At 65.2% G+C, this 24,446-nt stretch carries 21 protein-coding genes; 11 read left to right on the plus strand and 10 right to left on the minus strand.

From position 1 onward, the window contains the following. Positions 1-102: 102 nt before the first annotated feature. The 5 genes from psbA (at position 103) to CJZ86_RS10725 (ending at position 5,236) form a co-directional block, all read left to right on the plus strand. Positions 103-1,179: a photosystem II q(b) protein gene (gene psbA / locus CJZ86_RS10705; RefSeq protein WP_094585933.1), complete on the plus strand. Its 1,077-nt coding sequence runs from the start codon at positions 103-105 to the stop codon at positions 1,177-1,179. Between the two features lie 185 nt (positions 1,180-1,364). After that, positions 1,365-2,378, plus strand: a complete 1,014-nt coding sequence (locus CJZ86_RS10710) for a metal ABC transporter substrate-binding protein (protein ID WP_094585934.1) — start codon at positions 1,365-1,367, stop codon at positions 2,376-2,378. Positions 2,379-2,382: 4 nt separating this feature from the next. Next, positions 2,383-3,180: a metal ABC transporter ATP-binding protein gene (locus tag CJZ86_RS10715; RefSeq protein ID WP_094585935.1), complete on the plus strand. Its 798-nt coding sequence runs from the start codon at positions 2,383-2,385 to the stop codon at positions 3,178-3,180. Next, a complete protein-coding gene (locus tag CJZ86_RS10720; protein WP_094585936.1) occupies positions 3,177-4,049 on the plus strand; it encodes a metal ABC transporter permease in 873 nt (290 codons plus the stop codon). The genes CJZ86_RS10715 and CJZ86_RS10720 overlap by 4 nt, the downstream gene beginning before the upstream one ends. Further along, on the plus strand, positions 4,046-5,236 hold the full coding sequence (locus tag CJZ86_RS10725; protein ID WP_094585937.1) for a DUF4336 domain-containing protein: 1,191 nt from the start codon (positions 4,046-4,048) through the stop codon (positions 5,234-5,236). Before CJZ86_RS10720 ends, CJZ86_RS10725 begins: the two co-directional genes overlap by 4 nt. A gap of 22 nt (positions 5,237-5,258) precedes the next feature. Here the strand turns inward: CJZ86_RS10725 and CJZ86_RS10730 are convergent, their stop codons facing one another. Then, entirely contained in the window at positions 5,259-5,618 is a 360-nt protein-coding gene (locus tag CJZ86_RS10730; RefSeq protein ID WP_094585938.1) for a DUF760 domain-containing protein, read from the minus strand. Between the two features lie 49 nt (positions 5,619-5,667). Next, entirely contained in the window at positions 5,668-6,282 is a 615-nt protein-coding gene (gene lepB / locus CJZ86_RS10735; protein WP_233133975.1) for a signal peptidase I, read from the minus strand. 54 nt (positions 6,283-6,336) lie between these two features. On the opposite strand from lepB, the gene menD reads away from it, so the two are divergent. The 3 genes from menD to CJZ86_RS10750 are packed head-to-tail and all read left to right on the plus strand — an operon-like array spanning position 6,337 to position 10,052. Beyond that, positions 6,337-8,172, plus strand: a complete 1,836-nt coding sequence (menD, locus tag CJZ86_RS10740) for a 2-succinyl-5-enolpyruvyl-6-hydroxy-3-cyclohexene-1-carboxylic-acid synthase (protein ID WP_198960121.1) — start codon at positions 6,337-6,339, stop codon at positions 8,170-8,172. Continuing rightward, positions 8,169-9,023 (plus strand): 1,4-dihydroxy-2-naphthoyl-CoA synthase, encoded by an 855-nt coding sequence (gene menB, locus CJZ86_RS10745; RefSeq protein ID WP_094585939.1) that lies wholly within the window; start codon positions 8,169-8,171, stop codon positions 9,021-9,023. The genes menD and menB overlap by 4 nt, the downstream gene beginning before the upstream one ends. Before the next feature lie 60 nt (positions 9,024-9,083). Continuing rightward, the gene (locus CJZ86_RS10750; RefSeq protein ID WP_094585940.1) at positions 9,084-10,052 is read left to right on the plus strand and encodes a sensor domain-containing diguanylate cyclase; all 969 of its coding nucleotides are present in this window, start codon (positions 9,084-9,086) and stop codon (positions 10,050-10,052) included. Positions 10,053-10,067: 15 nt separating this feature from the next. Here the strand turns inward: CJZ86_RS10750 and CJZ86_RS10755 are convergent, their stop codons facing one another. The 3 genes from CJZ86_RS10755 to CJZ86_RS10765 form a co-directional block, all read right to left on the minus strand. After that, the gene (locus CJZ86_RS10755) at positions 10,068-11,915 is read right to left on the minus strand and encodes an ATP-binding protein (RefSeq protein ID WP_094585941.1); all 1,848 of its coding nucleotides are present in this window, start codon (positions 11,913-11,915) and stop codon (positions 10,068-10,070) included. 64 nt (positions 11,916-11,979) lie between these two features. Beyond that, positions 11,980-13,596: an ATP-binding protein gene (locus CJZ86_RS10760; protein WP_094585942.1), complete on the minus strand. Its 1,617-nt coding sequence runs from the start codon at positions 13,594-13,596 to the stop codon at positions 11,980-11,982. Between the two features lie 7 nt (positions 13,597-13,603). Continuing rightward, positions 13,604-13,984: a PAS domain S-box protein gene (locus CJZ86_RS10765; protein ID WP_502690429.1), complete on the minus strand. Its 381-nt coding sequence runs from the start codon at positions 13,982-13,984 to the stop codon at positions 13,604-13,606. Between the two features lie 147 nt (positions 13,985-14,131). Between CJZ86_RS10765 and CJZ86_RS10770 the strand changes: the two genes are divergently transcribed. Then, a complete protein-coding gene (locus CJZ86_RS10770; RefSeq protein WP_094585943.1) occupies positions 14,132-14,494 on the plus strand; it encodes an STAS domain-containing protein in 363 nt (120 codons plus the stop codon). Between the two features lie 5 nt (positions 14,495-14,499). On the opposite strand, the gene CJZ86_RS10775 is transcribed toward CJZ86_RS10770, so the two are convergent. The 5 genes from CJZ86_RS10775 to CJZ86_RS10795 form a co-directional block, all read right to left on the minus strand. Continuing rightward, positions 14,500-15,672, minus strand: coding sequence for a PP2C family protein-serine/threonine phosphatase (locus CJZ86_RS10775; RefSeq protein WP_094585944.1), 1,173 nt, complete (start codon positions 15,670-15,672; stop codon positions 14,500-14,502). A gap of 10 nt (positions 15,673-15,682) precedes the next feature. Next, positions 15,683-18,214, minus strand: coding sequence for an ATP-binding protein (locus tag CJZ86_RS10780; RefSeq protein WP_094585945.1), 2,532 nt, complete (start codon positions 18,212-18,214; stop codon positions 15,683-15,685). A gap of 16 nt (positions 18,215-18,230) precedes the next feature. After that, a complete protein-coding gene (locus tag CJZ86_RS10785; RefSeq protein ID WP_094585946.1) occupies positions 18,231-18,824 on the minus strand; it encodes a heme NO-binding domain-containing protein in 594 nt (197 codons plus the stop codon). Between the two features lie 53 nt (positions 18,825-18,877). Continuing rightward, positions 18,878-19,939: a polysaccharide pyruvyl transferase family protein gene (locus tag CJZ86_RS10790; protein WP_233133977.1), complete on the minus strand. Its 1,062-nt coding sequence runs from the start codon at positions 19,937-19,939 to the stop codon at positions 18,878-18,880. A gap of 277 nt (positions 19,940-20,216) precedes the next feature. Further along, a complete protein-coding gene (locus tag CJZ86_RS10795) occupies positions 20,217-21,107 on the minus strand; it encodes a glycosyltransferase family 8 protein (protein WP_094585947.1) in 891 nt (296 codons plus the stop codon). A 773-nt stretch (positions 21,108-21,880) separates the two neighbouring features. Between CJZ86_RS10795 and CJZ86_RS10800 the strand changes: the two genes are divergently transcribed. Continuing rightward, entirely contained in the window at positions 21,881-22,924 is a 1,044-nt protein-coding gene (locus CJZ86_RS10800) for a polysaccharide biosynthesis/export family protein (RefSeq protein WP_094585948.1), read from the plus strand. Positions 22,925-22,972: 48 nt separating this feature from the next. Then, entirely contained in the window at positions 22,973-24,442 is a 1,470-nt protein-coding gene (locus tag CJZ86_RS10805; RefSeq protein WP_233133979.1) for a GumC family protein, read from the plus strand. Positions 24,443-24,446 lie beyond the last annotated feature (4 nt).

A 24,446-nucleotide genomic window follows, 5' to 3' on the forward strand; every position in this document is an offset into this window, starting at 1 on the left:
TGAAGGATCGTTGCGCTCAGGTTCGGGATCCCAGGAGATTTCTTAGTGTGAACGCACCTCCCTTGTGGAGGTATCACTGCGTCTTCCTACCGTCTTACTTCCATGACCACTGCCATTCGCAGCGGCCGCTCGGAAAGCTGGGAAAGCTTCTGCGCCTGGGTCACCTCCACCAACAACCGCATCTACGTCGGTTGGTTCGGTGTGCTGATGATTCCCTGCCTCCTGGCCGCCGCCATCTGCTTCATCGTCGCCTTCATCGCGGCCCCCTCCGTCGACATCGACGGCATCCGTGAGCCCGTCGCCGGCTCCCTGATCCAGGGCAACAACATCATCTCCGGCGCCGTTGTTCCCTCCAGCAACGCCATCGGTCTGCACCTCTACCCGATCTGGGAAGCCGCCAGCCTTGACGAGTGGCTGTACAACGGTGGCCCCTACCAGCTGGTGGTCTTCCACTTCCTGATCGGCATCTCGGCCTACATGGGCCGCCAGTGGGAGCTCTCCTACCGGCTCGGCATGCGCCCCTGGATCTGCGTCGCCTACTCCGCCCCCCTCTCGGCGGCCTTCGCGGTGTTCCTGATCTACCCCTTTGGTCAGGGTTCCTTCTCCGACGGCATGCCCCTCGGCATCAGCGGCACCTTCAACTTCATGCTGGTGTTCCAGGCTGAGCACAACATCCTGATGCACCCCTTCCACATGCTGGGTGTGGCGGGTGTGTTCGGTGGCTCCCTGTTCTCCGCCATGCATGGTTCGCTCGTCACCAGCTCCCTGGTGCGTGAGACCACCGAGACCGAGTCCCAGAACTACGGCTACAAGTTCGGCCAGGAGGAAGAGACCTACAACATCGTGGCTGCCCACGGTTACTTCGGTCGCCTGATCTTCCAGTACGCCTCGTTCAACAACAGCCGCAGCCTCCACTTCTTCCTGGCCGCCTGGCCCGTGGTCGGCATCTGGTTCACCGCCCTGGGCGTGAGCACGATGGCCTTCAACCTGAACGGCTTCAACTTCAACCAGTCCATCCTTGATGGCCAGGGCCGGGTGATCAACACCTGGGCCGACGTGCTCAACCGTGCCGGCCTCGGCATGGAAGTGATGCACGAGCGCAACGCCCACAACTTCCCCCTCGATCTGGCCACCGTGCAGTCCGTTCCCGTGGCCCTGCAGGCCCCGGCGATCGGCTGATTCCCTCGGCACCCGCGATCGGCTGCGTCCCGCGGGGCGCTCGCCGATCCACCCCTGCCCCCCCCAGCCCCCTCTGTCCCCTGCGGACGCCGAGGGGGCTTTTCCTTGGCGGCCATCCGGCCGTGGCTGGGCCGCGGCGGCGGCCAGAATGTACACTCCAAGCTTTCTGTTCGCCAGCGGCCGCCATGCCCCAGCACCGCCGTGACGGCCAGGGCCACCCCGAAGGCCCCCGGTTCCGCCTGAAGCAGGCCCTGGTGGCCGCCGCCCTGGTGGTTCCGCTGCTGGCCGGCGGCTGCGCCCCCGGGCCCGAGGCCGGCGGCAAGGCCCCCGGCACCGGAGACACCGCCGGGGCCAGCGGCAGCGCAGGGGCGAAGGACGGGCGCCCCCTGGTGCTCACCACCTTCACGATCCTGGCGGACATGGCCCGCCAGGTGGCCGGCGAGCGGGTGCGGGTGGAATCGATCACCCGGCTGGGGGCCGAGATCCACGGCTACGAGCCCACCCCCAGCGATCTCAAGCGGGCCTCGGGGGCCCAGATGGTGCTGGAGAACGGCTTCGGGCTGGAACGCTGGGCCCAGCGCTTCTACGCCGGTCTCCCCGAGGTGCCCCACGTGACCCTCACCGAGGGCATCACGCCCCTGCCGATCGCCGGCGACGCCTACCAGGGCAAGCCCAACCCCCACGCCTGGATGTCCCCCCGGCTGGCCAAGGTCTATGTGGAAAACATCCGCCGCGCCCTGACCCGGCTCGACCCCGCCGGGGCCGCCACCTTCCAGCGCAATGCCAAGCGCTACAGCGCCGAGCTGGACGCCCTCGACCGGGAGCTGCGGACCTCCCTGGCCCGGATCCCCCCCGGCCAGCGGGTGCTGGCCACCTGTGAGGGGGCCTTCTCCTACCTCGCCCGCGACTACGGCCTCACCGAGGCCTACCTGTGGCCGGTGAACGCCGAATCCCAGGTCACCCCCCAGCGGATGGCCCGCCTGATCGCCCTGGTGAAGGAGCGCCGGGTGCCGGCGGTGTTCTGCGAGAGCACGGTCAGCGCCGAGCCCCAGAAGCAGGTGGCGAAGCAGTCGGGGGCCCGCTTCGGCGGCGTGTTCCACGTGGATTCGCTCTCCCTGCCGGACGGCCCGGCCCCCAATCTCCTGGAGCTGCAGCGTCATAACGTGGAGACCCTGCAAGCGGGTCTGGCGGGGAGCTGAACCGATGCCCTCTCGCCCCACCCCCTTCCCCGGCAGCGAGCGGATCGCCGTCCGCAACCTCTGCGTCGATTACCACGGGGTGGTGGCCGTCCATGAGGCCTCCCTGCATCTCGATGCCGGCACCATCTGCGCCCTGGTGGGGATGAACGGGGCCGGCAAATCCACCCTGTTCAAGGCCCTGATGGGCTTCGTGCGCCCCTCGGCCGGCAGCATCGCCATCAATGGCCTGCCCCTGCGGCAGGCGCGCCGGGCCCGGGCGGTGGCCTACGTCCCCCAGACCGAGAGCGTCGACTGGAACTTCCCGGTCAACGTCCATGAGGTGGTGATGATGGGCCGCTACGGGGCCATGAATCTGCTGCGCATCCCCCGTCCGATCGACCGGCAGGCGGTGAAGGAGGCGCTGGAGCGGGTGGACCTGTGGCCGCTGCGCCACCGCCAGATCGGAGCCCTCTCCGGCGGCCAGCGCAAGCGGGCCTTCCTGGCGCGGGCCCTGGCCCAGGGCGCCTCGGTGATGCTGCTGGATGAGCCCTTCAACGGCGTCGACATCCGCACCGAGAAACTGATGATCGAGCTGTTCGAGCAGTTCCGCCGCGAGGGGCGCACCCTGATGATCTCCACCCACGACCTGGCCCACGTCACCAGCTTCTGCGACCAGGTGGTGCTGATCAACAAGACCGTGCTCGCCTACGGCGAGACCTCCTCGGTGTTCACCAGCGAGAACCTGGCCCTCACCTTCGGCGGCCTGCGGCTGGAGGGCGACCCGACCACCGCCGTCGAGCCCGAGCCGCCGCAGGCGCCATGACGGCCGTGCTCACCTGGCTGATCGAACCGCTCCAGCAGGAGTTCATGGTGCGGGCCCTGCTGGTCAGCATGCTCGTCTCCTGTGTCTGCGGCCTGCTCTCCTGCTACATGACGCTCAAGGGCTGGGCCCTGATGGGGGATGCGGTGTCCCATGCGGTGATGCCGGGCGTGGTGATCGCCTACGCCCTGAACCTGCCCTTCGCGGTGGGGGCCTTCGTCTTCGGGGTCGGCTCGGTGGCCCTGATCGGCTACATCAAGCAGATGACCCGGATCAAGGAGGACACGGTGATCGGGCTGGTGTTCACCGGCTTCTTCGCCCTCGGCCTGACGCTGATCTCCAAGGTGCGAAGCAGCATCGACCTCTCCCACATCCTGTTCGGCAACGTGCTGGGCATCAGCTCCTCCGACATCCTCCAGACGGTGGTGATCAGCGTGCTGGTGCTCTCGGTGCTGCTGGTGCTGCGCAAGGACTTTCTGCTGTTCTGCTTCGATCCCACCCACGCCCGCTCCATCGGCCTTCACACCGGCGTGCTGCACTACCTGCTGCTGTCGATGCTGTCCCTGGCGGCCGTGGCGGGCCTGCAGACGGTGGGCATCATCCTCGTGGTGGCGATGCTGGTCACACCGGGCGCCACCGCCTACCTGCTCACCGACCGCTTCGACCGCATGGTGTGGCTCTCGATCCTCTCGGCGGTGATCTCCAGCGTGGCCGGCATCTACTGGAGCTACTGGATGGATGCCTCCACCGCCGGCTGCATCGTGCTGGTGCAGACGCTGCTGTTCCTGGTGTGCTTCCTGCTGGCGCCGCGCCATGGCCTGCTGGCCCAGCGGCGCCGCTCGCCGCGGGCCTCCCGCTTCCCATCCGCGTGAGCGCGTCCGCCAGCGGCGCCGCCCCGGTCTCGCCCGCGGACCAGCGCTGGCCCTGGTGGCCGCTGCTGCCCCTCTACCCCTACGGCCGCCGCCGCACCCTGGTGCGGGAGCTGGTGGCCGGACGGCTCTGGAGCTTCGAGCAGCTGCAGGGGGTCTGGTATGTGGCGGTGCCGATCCGCATGCTGGTGCTCCGGGTGCGGGAGGGGCTGCTGCTCTATGCCCCGGTGGCCCCCACCGCCGAGGTGCGCTCCCATCTGCGGGACCTGGAGGAGCGCCACGGCCCGGTGTGCACCATCGTCCTGCCCACCGCTTCAGGGCTGGAGCACAAGCTGCCGGTGCCGGCCATGGCCCGGGCTTTCCCTCGAGCCCAGGTATGGGTCACGCCGCGGCAGTGGAGTTTCCCCCTGGCGCTGCCGCCCGCCTGGCTGGGGTTCCCCGCCGCCCGCACCCGGGTGCTGCTCAGCGACGGGGTACCCCATGGCGACCAGCTCGACTGGCTGCCCCTGGGCCCCCTGGACCTGGGGCTGGGCACCTTCCTGGAGATCGCCTGCTTCGATCGGGCCAGCGGCAGCCTGCTGCTCACCGATGCCCTGGTGGCGATTCCGCCGGAGCCGCCGGCGGTGTTCGATCTCGATCCCACGCCACTGCTGTTCCATGCCCGCGAGCGGGGGGATGAGCCGCTGCAGGACGATCCCGAGCGACGCCTCCGGGGCTGGTGGCGGCTGGTGCTGTTCGCCACCTACCTGCGCCCCCGTCCCCTGGAGGTGCCGCCCCTGGGCGAGGTGCTGCGCCGCTGCCTGGCACCGGGGTGTCGCGACGCCCGGGCCCACTTCGGCTTCTACCCGTTCCGGTGGCTGCCCGGCTGGCAGGCCGACTTCCAGGCCCTGGCGCCGGGGGGCCGCAGCACCCTGCAGGTGGCGGCCGTGCTGGAGCGGCTGGTGTTCCCGCGCCAGCGGGCCGCCCTGGTGGCCTGGATCCGGCTTCTGGCGGGCCTGAAGGACCTGCGCTGGGTGGTTCCGGCCCACCATGACGCCCCCGTGGCCAGTTCGCCCCAGGAGCTGGCGGCCCTGGCCGATCGGATCGAAGCGGACGACTGGGCCCCCGATCAGGGAGCCTGGGAAACCCTCGCCGGAATCGACAACACCCTGGTGCGGCTGGGGCTGGTGCCGGGGGAAGGGGAGCGCTGAGGCCTGGAGGGGGCGCTGAGGGCTAGAGCTCGAGTTCGCCGGGGTCTGCGTCGAGGCCCCCCTCGAAGCCACCGCTGCCGAGCATGGCCGACTCCAGCTCCATGCGCTGCTCCATCTGGCGCAGGAAGTAACCGGTCATCATGGCCGAGGCCAGCAGGCCCGCGAGGTTGTCGCGGCTGGCCTGGATCTTCACCTCGAACTGCTCACCGGGAAGCATGCCCAGCAGGCCCTGGACGTTGTGGCGGATGATGTCCTGGATGTCGCCGGTGGCCGAGCGCGCCACCCTCTGGAGCACATCCGGGGACTGTTCCTGCAGGTACTGAATCAGCGAATTGTCGCTGATCGCCTCGTTGTCGGCGGTCAGGAACTCCGGGTTGAACATGTGCCCTCCGGTGTGCGCTGTAACACGACGTGCACCCTAACGCAGTCTTTCAAGCGGCTTCCCCAGCGTCGGGAGTGGAGAACCCAACCGGACCGAACCGGGCCAGGGGCCAGTAGCGCCAGATGGCGGTGCCGATCAGGTCGCTCTCCGGCAGGGGGCCCCAGAGGTGGGAATCCAGGCTGGCATTGCGGTTGTCCCCCAGCACCAGCACCTGCCCAGGCGGAACCACGAAGGGCTCCAGGGCGTAGTCCATCGGCTCCCGGGCCCAGTCCGGCTCGGCGGGGAGGCCGTTGCGCCAGAGGCGGCCTCCCTTGACCTCCACCCGATCGCCGGCCACCGCCACCACCCGCTTGATCAGGGCCGCGCCGGGGTCGTAGCCCGCCTGCTGCAGGGCGGCCGGCGGATGGAAGACGACGATGCGGCCCGTCCGCACCCCCGACCCGAAGCGGGGGCTCAGCTTCTCCACCAGGACCCGGTCCTGGAGCTGCAGGGTGGGCAGCATCGAGCCCGACGGGATCCAGCGTGGCTCCACCACCGTCCAGCGCAGCAGCAGGGCCACCAGCACCCACAGCAGCAGCCGGAACAGCTGCTGCAGCAGGCCCCTTGCCGCACCCTGGGGGGCGGAAGGCGGCGTGGGCGGGGCGATGGCGGGGCCGCTGCCCATGGGGAAACCGTCCGTGAGGATGATTCCCCCATCCTGAACACCGGAGCGTCCCCCTTGGCCGGGTCCGCCACATCACTGGCCAATGTGCAGGCGGCTGTGGCGCTCCTCAACGCGCTGCGCCGGGGCGGCCTGGCCCACGGGGTGCTCTGCCCCGGCAGCCGTTCGGCCCCCCTGGCGGTGGCGGCCGCCCTGCTGGAGCCCGGGGGCCTGCAACTGCACACCGCCATCGACGAGCGTTCCGCCGCCTTCTTCGCCCTCGGCCTGGGCAGGGCCAGCGGCCAGCCAGCGGCCGTGATCACGACCTCGGGCAGCGCCGTGGCCAACCTGCTGCCCGCCGCCGTGGAGGCCGACTTCGGCTCGATCCCCCTGCTGCTGCTCACGGCCGACCGACCGGCGCGGCTCAAGGGCTGCGGCGCCAACCAGAGCGTCAACCAGGAGGTGTTCCTGGTGGGCAGCTGCCGCTGGCTGGGCGAGGGCGACCCGGAGGGGCTGGCCGCCATGGCCCCCGCGGAACTGGACGCCCTGGCCCGCCAGGCCTTGGCCGCCGCCCGGGGCGATGGGGCCGGCCGCTGCGCCGGCCCGGTGCACCTCAACCTGCCCTTCGACGAACCCCTGCATGCGGACGGCACGGATCTGACCCGGCTGGCCGCCGCACTGGCCGAAGCGCTGCCGCCGCCCCCGTCGGCTGGCCCCGCAGCCACCACGACCCCCCCGGCGCCCGCCGTGCCCCAGGCCTCTCCCGACACCGGCCTGGACCCGGACCGCCCCGGTGTCGTGGTGGCCGGCCCCTGGCGCGGGGCCCCGGCGGCCTGGCCGGCCCACGTGGAAGCCCTGCGGCGCTGGCAGCGGCGCAGCGGCTGGCCGGTGCTGGCCGATGCCCTCTCGGGCCTGCGGGGCCTGCCGGATCTGGAGACGGTGACGGCCTACGACCTGATCCTCTCGGAGGGCGCCGGCGGCGAGGTGGCGGCGCCGGCGGGTGCGCTGCAGGTGCTGCGCCTGGGCCCCCTGCCGGCCAGCCGGCGTCTGCAGCGCTGGCTGGCGGCCCAGGGGGGGCCCCAGGTGCTGGTGAGCGAAGGGGACGGGCGCCGGCTCGATCCCCTCGGGGTGGTGCGGGGTCAGGCGAGCGCCGGGCTGACGGCCTGGGTGGCGGGGCAGACGCCGCCGACCGGGGCGGGCGATCCATCGGAAGCATCACTGGCGCTGGCGGGCCGCTGGCGGCGGGCGGAGGCGGCGGTGCAGGCCCTGCTGGAGCGCGAGCTGGCCGGGGAGCAGGGGGAGCCGGCCCTGGCCCGGCGGTTGAGCCGGCTGCTGCCGGCGGGGCTGCCCGTGCTGCTGGCCAACAGCAGTCCGGTGCGGGACTGGGAGAGCTTCGCCGACCCGGCCGCCCCAGCCCGGCCGATGCATGGTTTCCGGGGGGCCTCCGGCATCGACGGCACCCTCTCGAGCGCCTGCGGCCTGGCCGAAGCCCTCGGCGCCCTGGTGCTGGTGAGCGGCGATCTGGCCCTGCTGCACGATGCCAACGGCTGGCTGTGGCGCCCGCAGCTGCGGGGGCGGCTCACCATCGTGCTGATCGACAACGGCGGCGGCGGCATCTTCGAGCAGCTGCCCATCCGCACCCAGCCGGCGGCGGCGATGGATTTCGAGCGCCTGTTCGCCATGCCCCAGCCGGTGGACCCGCTGGCGCTGGCGGCGGTGCACGGGGTCCCCGGCCGGCGGCTGGAGTGCCTGGATGCCCTGGAGGACGCCCTGGCCTGGGCCCTGGCCCAGCCTTTGGCCCTGCTGGTGCTGACCACCGACCGACGCCGGGATGCGGCCCTGCGGCAGCGGCTGCGCACAATGGCCGCAGATCTGGCCGACCCCCTGGCCACCGGGCCGATCCCCTCCCCATGACCCCCGTTCCCCCCGCCCCGCCGCACTGGACCAGCGCCGGCACCTACAGCGATATCCGCTTCGAGACCAGCGGCGACGGGATCGCCCGGATCAGCATCAACCGGCCCGAGAAGCGCAACGCCTTCCGCCCCCTCACCGTGCAGGAGCTCTGCGATGCCTTCAACCGGGTGCGGGACGACCCCTCCATCGGTGTGGTGCTGTTCACCGGCGAGGGGCCGGCCGCCGACGGCGTCTGGGCCTTCTGCGCCGGCGGTGACCAGAGCGTGCGCGGCGACGGCGGCTATCTCGACGATTCGGGCCTGCCGCGGCTCAATGTGCTCGATCTGCAGCGGATCATCCGCAGCCTGCCCAAGGTGGTGATCGCCCTGGTGGCGGGTTACGCCATCGGCGGCGGCCAGGTGCTGCACCTGCTCTGCGACCTGAGCCTGGCGGCCGAGAACGCCGTCTTCGGCCAGACCGGGCCGCGGGTGGGAAGTTTCGACGGTGGCTTCGGCGCCGGCTACCTGGCCCGGGTGGTGGGCCAGCGCAAGGCCCGGGAGATCTGGTTCCTCTGCCGCCGCTACGACGCCCACGAGGCCCTGGCCATGGGGCTGGTGAACGCGGTGGTGCCCCTGGAGGAGCTGGAGCGCCAGGGGGTGGCCTGGGCGCGGGAGGTGCTGCAGCACAGCCCCACGGCGATCCGCTGCCTGAAGGCCGCCTTCAACGCCGAGACCGACGGGCTGGCGGGCATCCAGGAGCTGGCGGGCCAGGCCACCCACCTCTTCTATCGGACCAGCGAAGGCCAGGAGGGGCGCAATGCCTTCCTGGAGAAACGGGACCCGGACTTTTCCGAGGCGCCCTGGCTGCCCTGAGGGCCCTGGCTGCCCTGATGGGGCCCCGGTCCATACTGCCTTCCCTGGCAGCGACGACCGGTGTCCTCCTATCCGATCCCGGACAACGAAGCCGAACGGCAGGCGGCGCTGGACGACCAGTACATCCTCGATACGGAACCCGGGGAGGATTTCAACCGCATCACCCGCCTGGCCAGCCAGATGCTGGGGGTTCCGATCGCCCTGATCTCCCTGGTGGATCGCCAGCGGCAGTGGTTTCTCTCCCGGGTGGGCCTGGAGCCGAGTGAAACGCCGCGGGAGCTGGCCTTCTGTGCGCACACCATCTGCTCCGATGACGTCATGGTCGTCAGTGATGCGACCGCCGATGACCGCTTCAGGGACAATCCCCTCGTGACGGGGGACCCCCATATCCGCTTCTATGCGGGCGTCCCGCTGCAGACCCGCTCCGGCTTCAATGTGGGGACCCTGTGCGTGATCAGCCCCCAACCGAGGCAGCTTGCCGGCACGGAGCAACAGCTGCTGCAGGATCTGGCCGGCATGGTGACGCAGTATCTGGAATCGCGGCGCAACAGCTATCTCTGTCCGCTTACGGGGCTCCAGAACCGACGCCCCTTCCAGGAGGCGGGGCAGAGGGAGTGCCAGCGGGCTCGCCAGAGCGGCGATGCGCTCACCCTGCTGATCTTCGGACTCGATGATTTCCCTGGCTTCTGCGCCCGGTTCGGAGCTCCGCAGGGGGATCGGCTGCTCCAGGAGATGGCCGCCCGGCTGCTGAACCAGGTGGGGGAGAGCGCCCTTCTGGGCCGGGTGACCGCCGACGAATTCGCCATGCTGCGCCCAGGCCTCGACGGCCAGGAGGGGGTGGCCCTGGCGGAGCAGATCCGGGCCGCCCTGGCCCTCGATGGCTGGCTGGTGGAGGGCGTCCGCCATCCGCTGGCCATTAGCTGCGGTGTCGCCTCGCTGGGCGATGACGACAGCGGCTTCAAGGACCTGTTCCGGCGGGCCGAGGCGGCCCTGAGCCAGGCCAGGTTGTCGGGAACGACGCCGGCCTAGGGCGGGCCTCCCCGATCAGCGGGCCTGGACGGCCGCATAGGCCCGTGAGAGGGCGCCCTGCAGCGTTTCCACCCGGATCGGCTTGCCGATGAAGTCATCCATGCCACTGGCCAGCGCCTGGGCGCGGTCGCTCTCGCGGATGTTGGCGGTGACCGCCACGATCCAGGGACGGGCCCCACGGTCGCCCTGCTCCCGGATCCGTCGCGTGGCGTCGAATCCATCGAGTTTCGGCATTCGCAGATCCATCAGGATGATGTCCGGGTCGAGGCTGCGCTGCTGCTCCAGGGCCTCCTCCCCATCGCAGGCCACACTGACGCCGTAGCCGAGCCGTTGCAGCATCAGCTCGCAGACGCGGGCGTTGACGCGATTGTCCTCGGCCAGGAGGATCCGCAGCGGATGGCTGTCGGCGAAGCTCGCCTCTGCCGGCTCCGGCTCCGCGGGAACCGTCACCGGCAGGCTGACCGTGAACAGGCAACCCTGGCCCGGTTCGCTCTCCACCTCAATCACGCCCCCCATGGCGACCACCAGGTGGTGGCAGATGGCCAGGCCCAGGCCGGTGCCGCCATGGGGACGGGTGCTGGAGCCATCCGCCTGGGTGAAGGGCTGGAAGAGCGTCTCCCGGGAGGAGAGGCTGATCCCGGGCCCGGTATCCCGGACACGGAAGAGAACGGGCCGCCGGCCATCGGGCTGGAGGTCCTCCACGCCAACGGCCACGGCCACCTGGCCGTGCACCGTGAACCTGACCGCATTGCCCACCAGATTCACGAGGATCTGCCGCAGGTGCAGGGGATCGGAGGTCACGACATCGGGAACGTGGGCATCGAAGCTGAGCGTGATGGCCAGCCCCTTCGACTGGGCCTGCTGGCGGAACAGGTGCACGACCTCCTCCACCAGGGGACGGAGCCGGCAAGGGGCTGCATCGATCACCAGCGCACCACTGTCGATGGCGGAGAAATCGAGCAGCTGGTTGAGCAGGAGCAGCAGCGACTCGCCGGAGTTGCGAACCGTCTGCAGGCACTCTTTCTGGTGGGGTGTGAGGCCGGTGCTCAGCAGGATGTCGGTGAGTCCGATCACACCATTGAGCGGCGTGCGCAGCTCGTGGCCCATGGTGGCCAGGAAGGTGCTCTTGGCCAGGTTGGCCTGCTCCGATTCCTGGGCCGCACGGCGGGCCAGATCGCGGGCCTCCAGGCTCACCTCCAGGGCCCGCTCCGAGGAGCGCAGCGAACGCCAGTGAAGCAAACCCGCCAGGGCGGACAGGAGGGCACTGCCGGTGAGCGAAAGGGCCAGGCTGAGGCGCAGGGGGAACAGCTGCTGGTTGAGGGTGGCCATCGACAGATCGACACCCACCAGACCCACTGTCCTGCCGGCCCCGTCACGGAAGGGAGCGAAGCTGCTCAGGAACGTGCCCCACTGATCGGTGTAGGGAACGGCACTCACCTTGGCCTTGCCGTAGCGGGCGGCCGCACGGGCGGCCGGGGGAGCATCGCCGTACCGCTCTCCGATCACCAAGGGGCTCACATCGTCCCCCTGATTCTTGATGTAGAAGGTGCTGTCGAGAACGAAGCGGAGATCCTGTGGTTGCCCCCTGAGGGTGTAGGCGTAAAAGACATCCGGCACCGACCGCCTGAGGCGGAGCAGGGGCCCGGTGGCCTGGCGATAGGCAGCGCTGCCGATCTGATCCGGGCGGGTGATCCGCTCATGCAGATCGCCATCCATCTCCGACGCCGTGACCACGGCCAGATCCCGTAATCGCTCCTGAATGTTCGCCTGGAGGCTGCCTTCGGCGGCCCGGTAGGTGACGACCAGGGCCGTGCTGGAGATGGCCATGATTCCCAGGCTCAGCAGGCAGGAATCGCGGACCATTCGGCGCCTTGGCGCGGGAATGCCCTCCGGTAGCGTCACGCCCAAGGCCTCCACACTCTCCACCCTACGGCTTCGCAACCCGGCGCCACTCCTGGAAACGATCCAGGGCGGCGCAGAGATCCACGAAACGCAGGGGCTTGGAGAGGAAGTCGTTCATTCCGGCGGCTTCACACTCCTGGCGATGGGAGCTGAAGGAATAGGCCGTCAAGGCGATGATGTACACATCCGCATAACCCTCGCTACGTAGTTGTCGGGCCGCAGAGATGCCATCCAGACGGGGCATCTCCACATCCATGACCAGCAGATCGAAGGGCTCACTTCGGAGGCTCTGGAGTACGGCGTCGCCGTCACCCACCAGCTGGGCCGACAGGTTCAGCCGGGCCAGCATCAGCTCCAGCACGCGCTGGTTGACGCGGTTGTCGTCGGCCACCAGGATCCTCAGCCCAGGATCAAAACCCTGAGGAGAGCCGCTCTGGACAGGCTTCTGCTGGCTCTTCGAGGCCACCGCGAAGGGCAGGCGGACCGAGAAACAGCTGCCCTTGCCGAGGCTGGATTCCACCGAGATCTCACCGCCCATCAGTTGGCAGAGCCGGGAACAGATGGCCAGGCCGAGCCCGGCACTCTGGCGGGTCTGCTCCGGATCGGCGTGCCCGACGAACTCCTCGAAGATGAACGGCAGGGCGGCGGCGGAAATGCCGATGCCGGTGTCGGAGACACGCAACAACAGGCCGACCGCATCCGCCGCCGTCCGGGTCGCCTCGACGAAAAGCCGGATCTCCCCATGGTTGGTGTATTTGCAGGCATTTCCCAGCAGGTTGAAGAGGATCTGACGCAGCTTGAGATCATCACCGATCAACCATTGAGGCACTTCCGTCGACAGGCTGAGCCGCAGATCAAGCTGCCGAATGGAAGCCTGATGCTGAAAAAGGTTCAGCACGTCATCGAGCAGATGATGGAGATCAAAGGTTCTGGGGTTCAACGCCAGACGACCGGTCTCGATCTGGGAGATATCGAGAATGTCGTTGACCAGATTCAACAGATAGTCGCCGCTCTCATGGATGGTCTGGATCATCTCCCTGTGGCGTCCCTCCATCGGGCTGGCCAGCAGCAGGTCGCTCATCCCGATCACGGCGTTGAGCGGGGTACGGATCTCATGGCTCATCGTGGCCAGAAACCGTGTCTTCGACTGACTGGCCGCGAGGGCTTCATCCCGGGCCTGGCGCAGCTCAAGGGTTCGCTGGGCCACCTGCTGCTCCAGCTGATCGCGCGCGTCAATCAGCCTGTCCTGGGCCTGGACGATCGCACTCTGATCCCGGAACGTGAAGACAAGCGAGGGCTTGCTCGGGACGTTGACGGTGGCCCACGACACCTCGATGACCCGCCGGGGTGGGGCGCTGGTGAGCTCCCAGGTGGTGGTGCCCTCGGGAGCCTGCGTCCAGAAGGGCTGGCAGGCCTGGGGCTCGGCCGTGGCCTGGGGTTGGCTGTCGGGAAGGATCCCGCTCAGGGAGCGGCCCAGGCACTGCAGGCGTGGGAGACCCACGAAGCGATCGAAGGAGGCATTGGTCCACTCGACGATTCCATCGAGATCGGTGAAGGCGAGAGCTTCTTCGACCGCCCCGAGAGCCGCCTCCAGCCGGCCGAGGGTGGTGCGCAATTGGGCGACGAGCTCCAGATCGGCCATCCCGGACTCAGCTCAGCGGGCGCAGGGTCGCCGCAAAGACCCAGCCATCCCCGCGCCGTTCGGCGACGATGAAGTGCTCTGAATTGATGGCGCGCTGGTCCTTGCAGATCGTCATCAACTCCAGGGGATGGTTGAGGATCTGGGATTCACCAACGATCTGAAAGCGTGAGAATCCCAGGTGGTGGGCGTCGCGGAAAGAGTCGGGAAGAATCATGGAGAGGGACTGTCCCTCCAGATCCTTCAAGGTCCATCCATAGGTGGATTCAAACAGGTCGTTGATCTCCACGATGCACCCGTCACGGTCGGCGGCAACGAAGGGCAGGGACTTCTGGCGGAGCTCTTCAATCGTGACCATGGCCAGCGCCGCACACATCACCGGGTGATTCACAAACCTTAGCGCCGCATCCCGGAAGCCGCTCCGGCTCGATCAGGACCTGGACATGGCCACCCCCAGGCTGGACAAACCAGGAAGCCAGCCAGCCGCAACTCGCCCCGGGCCGGGCCGTCCGATGGCGGAAGCCCCAATCCTGCGGGAATGGTAAGATCAACGAGATTTGAGATTCCATGTGTGGATGATCTCTCCATCCTGAACCCTTCAGGTTTGCTTGATGCCCAGAGTGGCGCCGAACTGCGATCATCCATCGGCTCTCTTCTGAACGAAAAGACAGGAGACATCCTGATTGACTTTCAGGGCATCGACTTCATGGACAGCAGTGGCTTCGGAGCCCTGGTTTCTGTGCTCAAACGGGTCAGGGAGCACGGAAAGCAGCTGTATCTGTGCAGTCTCACCAGCCAGGTGCGGATCGTTCTGGAGCTCACCGGCACCGAGAAGGTCTTCACCATCTTCCCGGATCGGGAGGCCTGCGTCTCGGCCCTGTCACAGAAGCCGATCGCCTGACGTTCTCAGGAAAGAATCGCTCGGATCGCCGAATAATCATCGGTGAACGGGGCGTTGGCCGTGATGTCGTGGATCTGGGAGAGCAGCCGCTCGAGCCCATCGTCGTCCGACAGCAGCCCCCGGCACTGCTCCGCCAGCTGCATGAATTCCTGCAGGGTTCCCATCACCCCATCGGGCCTCGGGACTTCGTAGAGCCCATCGCTGTAGACGAGCAGACAGCCCCCATCTCCAACCTCCAGACTCTCGTTGGCATAGGTGGACTCCTCGAACAGACCCACCGCCATGCCCTGGCCCCTGAGCCACAGGCTGGGAAAAGCGCCAGTGCGGCTCCAGAGCAGGGCAGGGGGGTGACCGGCGCTGGCGTAGCGCAGGGTCCTGCTGGAGAGCTGATACACCCCGTACCAGATGGTGAGGTAGCGGCCCTGATGGCGCTCCATCTGGAAACCGCTGTTGAGGGACTGCAGCACCGCGGCCGGATCCCGCAGATCGACGGGCAGGGAGCGCGAGCGCAGCTGGTTGTGGACGGAAATGGAGGGGAACGCCGCCGCCAGCCCGTGGCCGGAGGCATCGGCGAGATACAGGACGAAATGATCCGCATCCAGCCAGAAGAAGTCGAAGGAATCCCCACCCAGCTCATGGGAGGGCTCGAAGCGTGCCTCCACCCTGACGGCACCGGTCATGGCCTCGGGAAACAGGGAGCGCACGTAACTGGCCGCCTCTTCCAGCTCCTGATCGAGCCGGGCCTTCTGCTGCCGCAGCTCCTCGGCCAGATCCTTGAGGCGCTCGTTGGCCTGGTGCAGGCGGATGCCGGAACGGACCCGCGCCAGCAGCTCCTCGGGGTCCACCGGCTTGCTGAGGAAGTCATCGGCGCCGCAGTCAAGCCCGAGGACGCGGTCCTCCACCCGGGAACGGGACGTGAGCAGGATGAAATGGGCCGACTGCAGGGAAGGGTCGGCCTTGCAGGCCCGGCAGACCTCCAGGCCATCCATGCCGTCCATCAGCCAGTCGCAGAGGATCAGCGTGGGCGGACAGAGGCGTGCCTGCTCGAGGGCGGCTTCGCCGGAGTCCACCATCACGACCCGGTAGCCCTTGGCGCTCAGCCGGGCCTGGAGCAGGCGGGAATGGATGCGATCGTCATCGACGAGCAGGATCGTGGTCAGGGCACCGCTGCTGTCCATCGGGGGAGGATCAGGGGGCCGTGGGGCGTCGCTGCCGCAACGCCTCGGTGACCCGGCCAGCCTCGACGAGCAGCTGGTCGATTCTGAGCTGGGGCCACGCCTCCGGATCGGAACGCAGGGACTCCTCGACCGCTCCGCACAGGCCGGCCAGGCCCAGCGCGCCAAGGCTGGCACTGGGGGAGCGCAGGGAGTGGGCGGCAGCGATCATGGCCGGCGGGTCGTGGTACTGGTGGGCCATCACGACGGCCGACACCAGGCTTGTCGCGTCTTCGAGATACAGATCGATGAGTTCCTGGAGCAGCGGCTCGGCCCCATCACCGAGTGACTGCTCAAGCTCCCCCCAGGCGCCGGCGTCGATCGGGTCATCCCCGGCCGCCCCTGGCGGGGCTTCAGGTTGGTCGGGGGGGGTGTAGTGCTCCAAGGCGTAGGTGAGCTGGGCTGGCACGATCGGCTTGGCCAGGAAGTCGTCCATGCCGGCCTCGAAGCAGGCCTGACGATCCTCCGGACGGCCATGGGCTGTCATCGCGATGATCCAGGGTTGCACAAACGGAGCCGGCAGCCGCCGGATGGCCCTGGTGGTGGCATAGCCGTCCAGCTCCGGCATCTGCACATCCATGAAGACGACGTCAAAGGGGGTTGCCTGCAGGGCCGCGAGGGCCTCCGGGCCGGAAGCCACGGCATCGGCCCGGTAACCAAGGCGCTGCAGTAACAGCAGGGCCAGCTGCCGGTTCACGGGGACGTCATCGACGACGAGCAACCGCAGCGGCAGCCGATCGGCGAGCCGATGGGGGCCACCTTCCGGGGCGGGTTGGTGGGATGGCGTTGGGGGAACGGACAGCCGCCGCTCCGCTGGGCTCTGCAGTTGCTGCAGCAGGGCCCGGCGAAGCTGGCCGAGGCGCACGGGCTTGGTGAGCAGCACGGGCGGGGTCACTGGGAGAGACGCCAGCTCCGTGACCTTGCACCGGTCGGCCAGGACGATCCAGGGACGCATCCGCAGCAGGGGATCCTGCAGGAAGGACGGAGGCGATGGGTCCCCGTCGCAGGCGAGCAGACGCCCATCGATCACCACGGCAGCATGGCCGGCATCAGCGATCACGGCGGGGGCGACCCGCATGGGGATCTGACAGAGATCGGGAGCGATCACCGACAGGCCCATCCAGCCCAGCTGCTTCTGGAGAAGGGCACGGAGGGCGGGATTGGCGATCAGCAGCAGAACCGAAGCCGCGTGCGGGGCTGGAATCGGCAGGAGCTCCGGGGTGATGCTCGCTGTGGAGGTCGGGTCGAGCGTCAACAGCACGGTGAAGGTGAACACACTGCCGACCCCTTCCTCGCTGGCCAGGCCGATCGCTCCCCCCATCAACTCGCACAGACGGCGGGTGATCGCCAGCCCAAGGCCCGTGCCGCCGTAGCGCCGGGCCGTGGAGGGATCGGCCTGGCGAAAGGGTTCGAACAACTGGGGAATAAGGTCGGGCGACACGCCGATGCCGGTGTCACGGATCTGACAGGTGAACAGGCAGGGAGTTGGCTCGCCGGCCACAGCCGCCTGGGGCTCCGCCGTCAGGGTGACGACGATCTCACCCTGGGAGGTGAATTTGACGGCATTGCTCAGGAGATTCCAGAGGATCTGGCGGAGGCGGGTGAGATCACCGATGACGGCCGTGGGCAAGCTGGGGTCGATGTCCAGGATCAGTTCCACCTCCCTGTCCTGCAGACGCGACACACTCAGGTCCAGGGCCTCTTCGATGCAGATGCGCAGGTCGAAGCGCTGCTCATCCAGCTGCATGGCACCGGATTCGATCTTCGAGAAATCAAGGATGTCGTTGATGATCGTGAGCAGGGAATCGGTGCTGCTGTTGATGATCTCGACATATTCCCGATCCACGGCGTCAAGCTGCGAGTCCTGAAGCAGCCCTGCCATGCCGATGATGGCGTTCATCGGCGTTCTGATCTCATGGCTCATCGTGGCCAGGAACGTGTCCTTGGCGGCATTGGCGGCTTCAGCGGCCTGCCGGGCGGCTTCCAGCTCCGTATTGAGGGCTGAGAGGCGCTGTGTTGACTCCCGCAACTCCGCCCGCTGCGTCGTCAGAATGTCGTTGAGCTGCTGGCTTTCCGTGAGCGCCACATTCCTGGCCTGGAGCAGGAACAGGAAGTCAACCAGGGAATCATGCAGGGGAAAATCATTGATCTTCAGCCCGAGGGACTTCAAGTCCTCCAGTTGCAGCAAGCAGGGGGTACCGACGAACAGCAGCTGCTCCGTCTGATCAAGACAACAGATCTGGCCCTTCAGCTGCAACGGAATCCGGTCGGACTTGAGGATCACATGCCGATCGGTACACTCACTCAGACTGGGGAAATCCATCGGCACATCCGGCCTCATCAGCTGGAAGTGATCGTCGAGGGACTGCCCCAACAGATCCGGTTCAGGAAGGATGCGACGAAGGACGGAGCCAGCCGAACGGATGGTCAGGGCACGGTCAACGACGAGATGAAAGGGGAACAGGGGATCAAACAGATGGTCTGGCAACGGCACGGACGTCACCATCAGAAACGACACGTCGTCATTCGTGCCTCATGCCGCCTTCGGGAAGCACAGGGTCTGTTGGCGAAGCAAGGCGAACCTGGAAGAGGTCTGTGGCATCACCCTGGTCACGGGAGGCGATCTGGTCGACCGCCAGAGGTGTGCGGAAACGCTTGCCGAGGCCATGCAGCAGGCCAGTCACCATGGGGGCCAGGCCTCTCCGCTTGGAGCGGTACTCCAGTTGCATGGATGCGTCGGCGTGGTGCTCGCAACGGAAGGAGGGCGGTTGCAGCTCAGGGAAGGCCAGGGCGGCCCGGGCGTGGAGATTGTCGAGGTGATCCAGGAATTCCGGCAGGGTTTCACCCGTGCTCTCTAGAAGCTGCTCATAACCTTCCGTGGCGGTGTAGGTGATCCAGTACTCACCAAATGCCTGCATGATCTGATCACCCGAGAGGCCAAGTTCCTCGGTGGCCGCCGCCACCAGTCGATGGGTCACGTCGTCGGGATAGGCCTGGTAGGTGGAGAAGAAATCCAGATCCAGGAGATCAGCCGGCTCCTTGATGCGCTGCCAGGTGTCCTCCCCATGGTGGGTGGTGACCATCTGCTGGATGGCCCGGTTGACCAGCCCGTACATCGTTGAACAGCCAGATGAAGTGAATCTAGCCCGGTGGGGCTGGCGGTATCCCTTCAGGTGTTGCCAGGTAACTGATCAAGGCACCACTGGAAATCGCGGCGAACCTGCTCGCGGACAGGCTCGTGGGCGAACAGGCGCCCACGGGTGGCAAGGATGGCCGGCAAGGTCGACGGGGGATCGAGGCTGGCCAGGTCACAACCAGGCAGATCAAGCCGCCGGCAGAGGTCCCTGCCCTTGTTGGAGTAGTGGAGATGGTACGGAACCCGTCCAGCAGCCAGTGACAGAACCGCGGTGTGAAAGCGCACGGCGATCACGATGTCCACCAGGGAAAACAGGGCCATGGCAAGCTGCCAACTCGGCACTTCCGGCTGTTCGACAAACGGATTGAGGACGGCTGTGCCGGGGGCTCGGGCCTGGATGGCGGCGGCCACCTCAAGGTCATTGTCAGAGCCGTAGGCACCGGATTGGATCAGGATGACGGGCCTGAGTCCAGCAGCGTAGAGTTCAACACTGAGCTGGGCCATCCTGGCGACGAAAGCATCATTGTCGTGGCCGTACATGCTGTCAAAACCACGCACAGAGAGCACGGCGGCCTGGGCAGGATCAATCGCCAGACGTTCAAGAGATTGCCGCGCCGCTGTCTCCGCAAGGGGAGAACTCTCCAGGACGAAGGCGATGTCGAAAGACAACCTGGCGGGCACCCCAGCAGCACAGAGCCGCTGGTGACTTTCCGCATCCCTCACACAGACAGCCGCCAGACGCTTGAAGTAGCGCTGCAGCAGGAAGAAGCTGAGGCCGTGGCAGGAGCGAGGAATCGACTGGCCGAACAGAAACGTGTGCCGGGCGCTATGCCTCAGTTCGGCAAGGTTCATGAGGAACGCCTTGGTGACGAACCATTCACGAGAATTGTTGAAGATATCGCCGCCAACGCTGATGTAGGCCTCACAATTCCTGGGCCGTTCAGGCAGGAAAGTGACGCCCAGGGTGGGATCAGGCCGCTCATCCTGAACGCAGCCCACCAGATCCACACCGGGCAGGAGCTTTCGAAACGCGCTGTAGATGGCTGCATCCCCCAGATTCAGGGTGCTGTAGGCGTTGATCAGGCCAATGCGCACGGGAGATTACAGAAGAAAGAGACAGTTCTGGTAACGGTGCGTGAACGGCTGGCGCGTTGTGCATGCTTCCAGAGCGCTTCCAGATGGCTTCCAGAGTGAAGCGATAGCATGAAAGCCTGTGCCATCGTATCAGCACAGCACAGAGCCGAATCAGCACAGACCGCCTGCAAGGGAGGGCTGGACAGGCGAAAGGATAGGGAAGGCTACAGATCCGAGCGAATGGGAGAATCCTGGCCGCCAGGATCATAGCGGTGCGGAGCCTGGCCACACGGCAGACTCATTGAGAACGCAAGAGTCGCCGCAGCTTGCCCTTCACCATCTCCAAAGTTGGAACGGAACGGACAAACTTACGATAGGCGGCACCGATGCCCATGAGCTTCACCGGACGTTGGCCAGAGAATGCGGTCCGATCCAGGAGAGCAAACCATCGGTCCTGGAAGTTCGCGGAGTAATCAGCATGCCAGGGCTTGACTTTTCCTAGGAAATGGATGATTCCATCTGAAAAGCCGATATCCGCCTTGCCTTTCGACGTGTTCCACTTCGGATCAAGAACCAACCAGTCATCCGCCAGAACGATATTGAGGGCGTCTTGATCCATCTGATCAAGCAAGTCGTAGTTGTCTTGGGCAATTGTCAAAGCCTTCAATTGAATATGACGTTCTCGCCAGGCGTCCAGATCCATGACAATAACCCCTGAGTTAAAGTATTGCTGAGGATTATCCAGCTTCAGCTTTTCGCGAAGGCGCTGTTGCTGCTGCGGGGTGTCGATACCACCGTCAATCACACATGCACTCGATTTCCCTTGCAGATCGAGTAGCTGCAAGCCATTCAGATCCGAGCAGACGATAAGATCCGTATCCAAGTAGATACAGCGGGACACATCAGCCAAATACTCGGGAATGAAGAAGCGTGCATATGGGGATTTGCTCTTGACGAGCAGCGTGCTTCGAAGGTTATCGACCTGCCCAAGGTCGAAGTCTATAAACTTGATGGTGCCAAGGTTAGCAGTTTGCCAGGAGGCAAAGAGCTTCTGCTTATCTTCAGGGGATAGATCAACGCTGATGACATAAACGTTGAGGGTGGTACTGCAGGCTTCCAACGCGGACCGGACAGTAACTGCAGCACCCCAAAGATAATTCGCGGTGGCAACAATCACAATATTGACCATTGTGCCTCAAGCGTCCTTCACGCTGAAGTTTAGCTCAGGGCCATGAATCAGCAGCGTTGCCCTGGCCAATTGGCCGTATGGCCCGACATGACATCAGGGATTGCTGAACAGTGTCTTTTGGGGTGTTGCCCGTTCCCGGCCCCGTTCAGTTAAGCAATGGCGTCCCGTAGAGATGATCCTGTCGGCATGCCAGCGACGGGGAGAGATCGGACATCCGGAAGCTGTGGAGGTCGCTCGCAAGCTGAAGGGACTAGGGCGAAGCCGAGCAAAGCGCGGGCAACCTGGACCCATCACGCGGATGGATCCGCGTGCAGCCACCGAGGCCTGCTGTTGCAGACGGTGGCGGACCGATCCCCAATCCAGGATGAGGGGAAACAGTGCCACGAACCAGGGGGTGCCGAACCAGCTGCTCAGGTGGAAGTCCAGGCCTCCCTGGTACAAAACTCTCAGGTGGTAGGTTTCTGATCACTGCTGATGCAGCCTGATGGGCCTGGATGACGAACTGATGCTTGCGCTCATCGGATCAGGCTGAACATCCCAGCATGAAGCCTCGTCCCGAAATCCTGCAGATCAAGGCCGTTGACCGACAGCGCCGCCAAGGGATGGGCGGATGCACATTCAGGAGACCCTGCCTGCTTGGGATGGGAATCAACAAGCGATGGAATGGAAGCCTTTCAATCCTGCGCAGCGAACAACCCACTGGCTCACCGACTAGGGATACGCTAAGGTTGATTCGACAAGCCAATCGGGGAAACTGTTCCGAATCGACACAGATGTCGAAGTTCCTATGCTGGCTGCTTGGGCTGGCCTGCTGTATTGGCACAGTCGGTACAGCTCAGGCTTTACCGATCTCACCCGGTGATCGAGTCAAGGTGACCATTCCTGAGGGTGAAGAATTCAGTGGAATCTTTGAAATCAATCTGAACGGAGAACTTGAGCTTCCCTATCTCAAGGGAATCTCAGCCGTCGGCCTGGAACCTGAACAGCTGCAGAAGCGTGTCTCTCAAGCCCTTGTGCAACAGGGCTTCTTTCAACCATCCTTCCTCAGGGTCAGCCTGAGCGTCGTCCAGTGGGCACCGGTTCCCGTCTTCGTGATCGGATCCGCTTTTCAGCCTGGTCGCGTGTTGATCAACGAGTTGAGTGATGTCGAACAGACGCAGACTCCTGTTCAACTCTCTGGGCAGGCCCCGCTCAACCGTATGCTCACCACGGCTCTGCGTCGTGCTGGAGGCGTGACTCCCACCGCCGATGTCACCGCCGTGGAGTTGAAACGAGGATCACGAAGGCAAGTGTTAGACCTCTCCGGTGCCTTCACGGGGGTACCATTTAAGGACATCCCGCTGATTGCCGGTGATCAAGTGATTGTTCCAGACACGGGTAGCGTGAACCCACTGATCGTTCGCCCGTCGCACATCACTCCCGCTGAGGTTGAAATCAATATCTCCAATCTTACTGTTCCTGCGGCGGGGAACTCTGTTGCCGGTATTGGCTCTCAGGCCAGGAACTTTCCCTATGGCTCACGCCTGTCCCATGCCGTCATCTCGGCGAACTGTGCAGGTGGAACCATGGTCACCAATGCGCGACGCAAAGCCATCCTGGTGCGAACAGAAAGAGCCTCGGGCAAGACGACGGTCTACGAACGGGGAGTAGAAGATCTTCTTCGTGCCTCGACGGACAACGCCAACAACCCCTACCTCATGGCGGACGATGGTGTGGCCTGTTATGACTCCAAGATGACAAACTTCCAGGCCGTACTTAGTATCTTTACCCAGTTCCTGAATCCCGCCGTTTTGATTTATGATCGAAGCATTCCCTAAGTTAGAGTGAAAGAAGCTCCACCCATCATCAGACGCCTGAAGCCGAAGGTGCAGGCCGTGCAAGAACCCTTGGGCAAGGCGACGCGGCTGTTTGCTGAGCAGTTTCGAAACATCCCGGGGTTGAAGGCTCCGGATCCGAAGGGTTGGTGGAAAAAGCTGAGTCGCACGGACAAGCTTCGCTGGAGTCGTTATCTTTTCGTTTCCACATGTACGAATGGTCTGATCTGGGGATCCAGCATTCTTTATCTCTTGCTGGCGAAGCCCGTCTACACCAGTTCATGGGCTTTGATTTTACCTGGAAGCGCTAACGCTGTGAATCTAAGCCTGCCTGAGATTGGTCAAGCTACGGCATCAAATGAATCTCTTGGCTTGGCAACATTTGATCCCCGAGCCAACTATGAATTCATCTTCGTTAGCGAGCAGGTATTGGCAAGGGCTGCCAAGCTTGCCAATATTCCAAAAGCGGACTTCGACAAGCCGCGCATTAAGAATATTGATAATACAACGCTGATGCAGATTGATACCACCGGTCCATCGCCTGAAGATGCTCGCAAGCGTGCCAATGCATTGCATGACGCCATGGTAGAGCGTCTCAATGAGCTGCGTGTCAGCGAGATCGAACAACGGCAAGGTCCAGCACAGAAGATTCTTCTGGAAACGCAGCAGAAGCTTGAGAATGCCCAAAAGCAAGTGTCTGCATACAAGCGCCAGTCGGGCCTCACATCGACAGAACAGGTGGAGATTCTGTCGGCTAATATTGAACAACTACGCAAGCAAAGGGCCGAACTTGCTGCTCAGCAATCGCAGGCTGAAAGTCGACTGCAGAAATTGAGTCGTAGCCTGGGGCTGTCTCCATCCGAGGCCACAGATGCGTTCAAGTTGCAGGTGGATCAGATCTTCCAGCAGAACTTAAAAGACTACAGTGAGGCCACATCTATACTCAAGGTTCAACAATCGAAGTTCGGCCGAAATAATCCTCGAATTCTCAAAGAGATCAAGCGGCAAGAGGCGGCAATGCAAGCCTTGAATCAGCGTGCCACTCTCTTGCTTGGTCAGCCTGTATCCGCCCAGACACTTTCACGACTTGCCTTGACGGGTGCAAGTTCGGGGCGCGAGTCTCTCTTTCAGAATCTGGTGAATTACCAATCAGATGCGAGTGGCGCCGCATCACAAGTTCGTAAGCTTGATCAACAGATCAGCTCTTTGGAGAACCGGCTTAGGCTGATGTCCCAGAGGCAGTCGTCGTTGGAGAATCTGAAGCGAAACGAGCAGATCGCAGAAGCCGTGTTTGCCTCCACACTGGCCAAACTGGATCTTGGTCAGGCGAACATCTTTGCAGCGTTCCCGTTGATTCAGATTGCTGTGGAGCCATCGCTGCCGGAAAAGGCGACGTCACCAAAACGGTCATTGGTTCTTGCTGGCTCAGCCTTTGGTTCCATTCTGACGACGACCGGTCTCTGGATTCTTTGGATCCGCAAGCCCTGGATCAAGCGGCTCGGCCGTTGGGTTTCAACCTAGCCAG

The organism is Synechococcus sp. BO 8801, from assembly GCF_002252675.1.
Taxonomy (GTDB): domain Bacteria; phylum Cyanobacteriota; class Cyanobacteriia; order PCC-6307; family Cyanobiaceae; genus Cyanobium.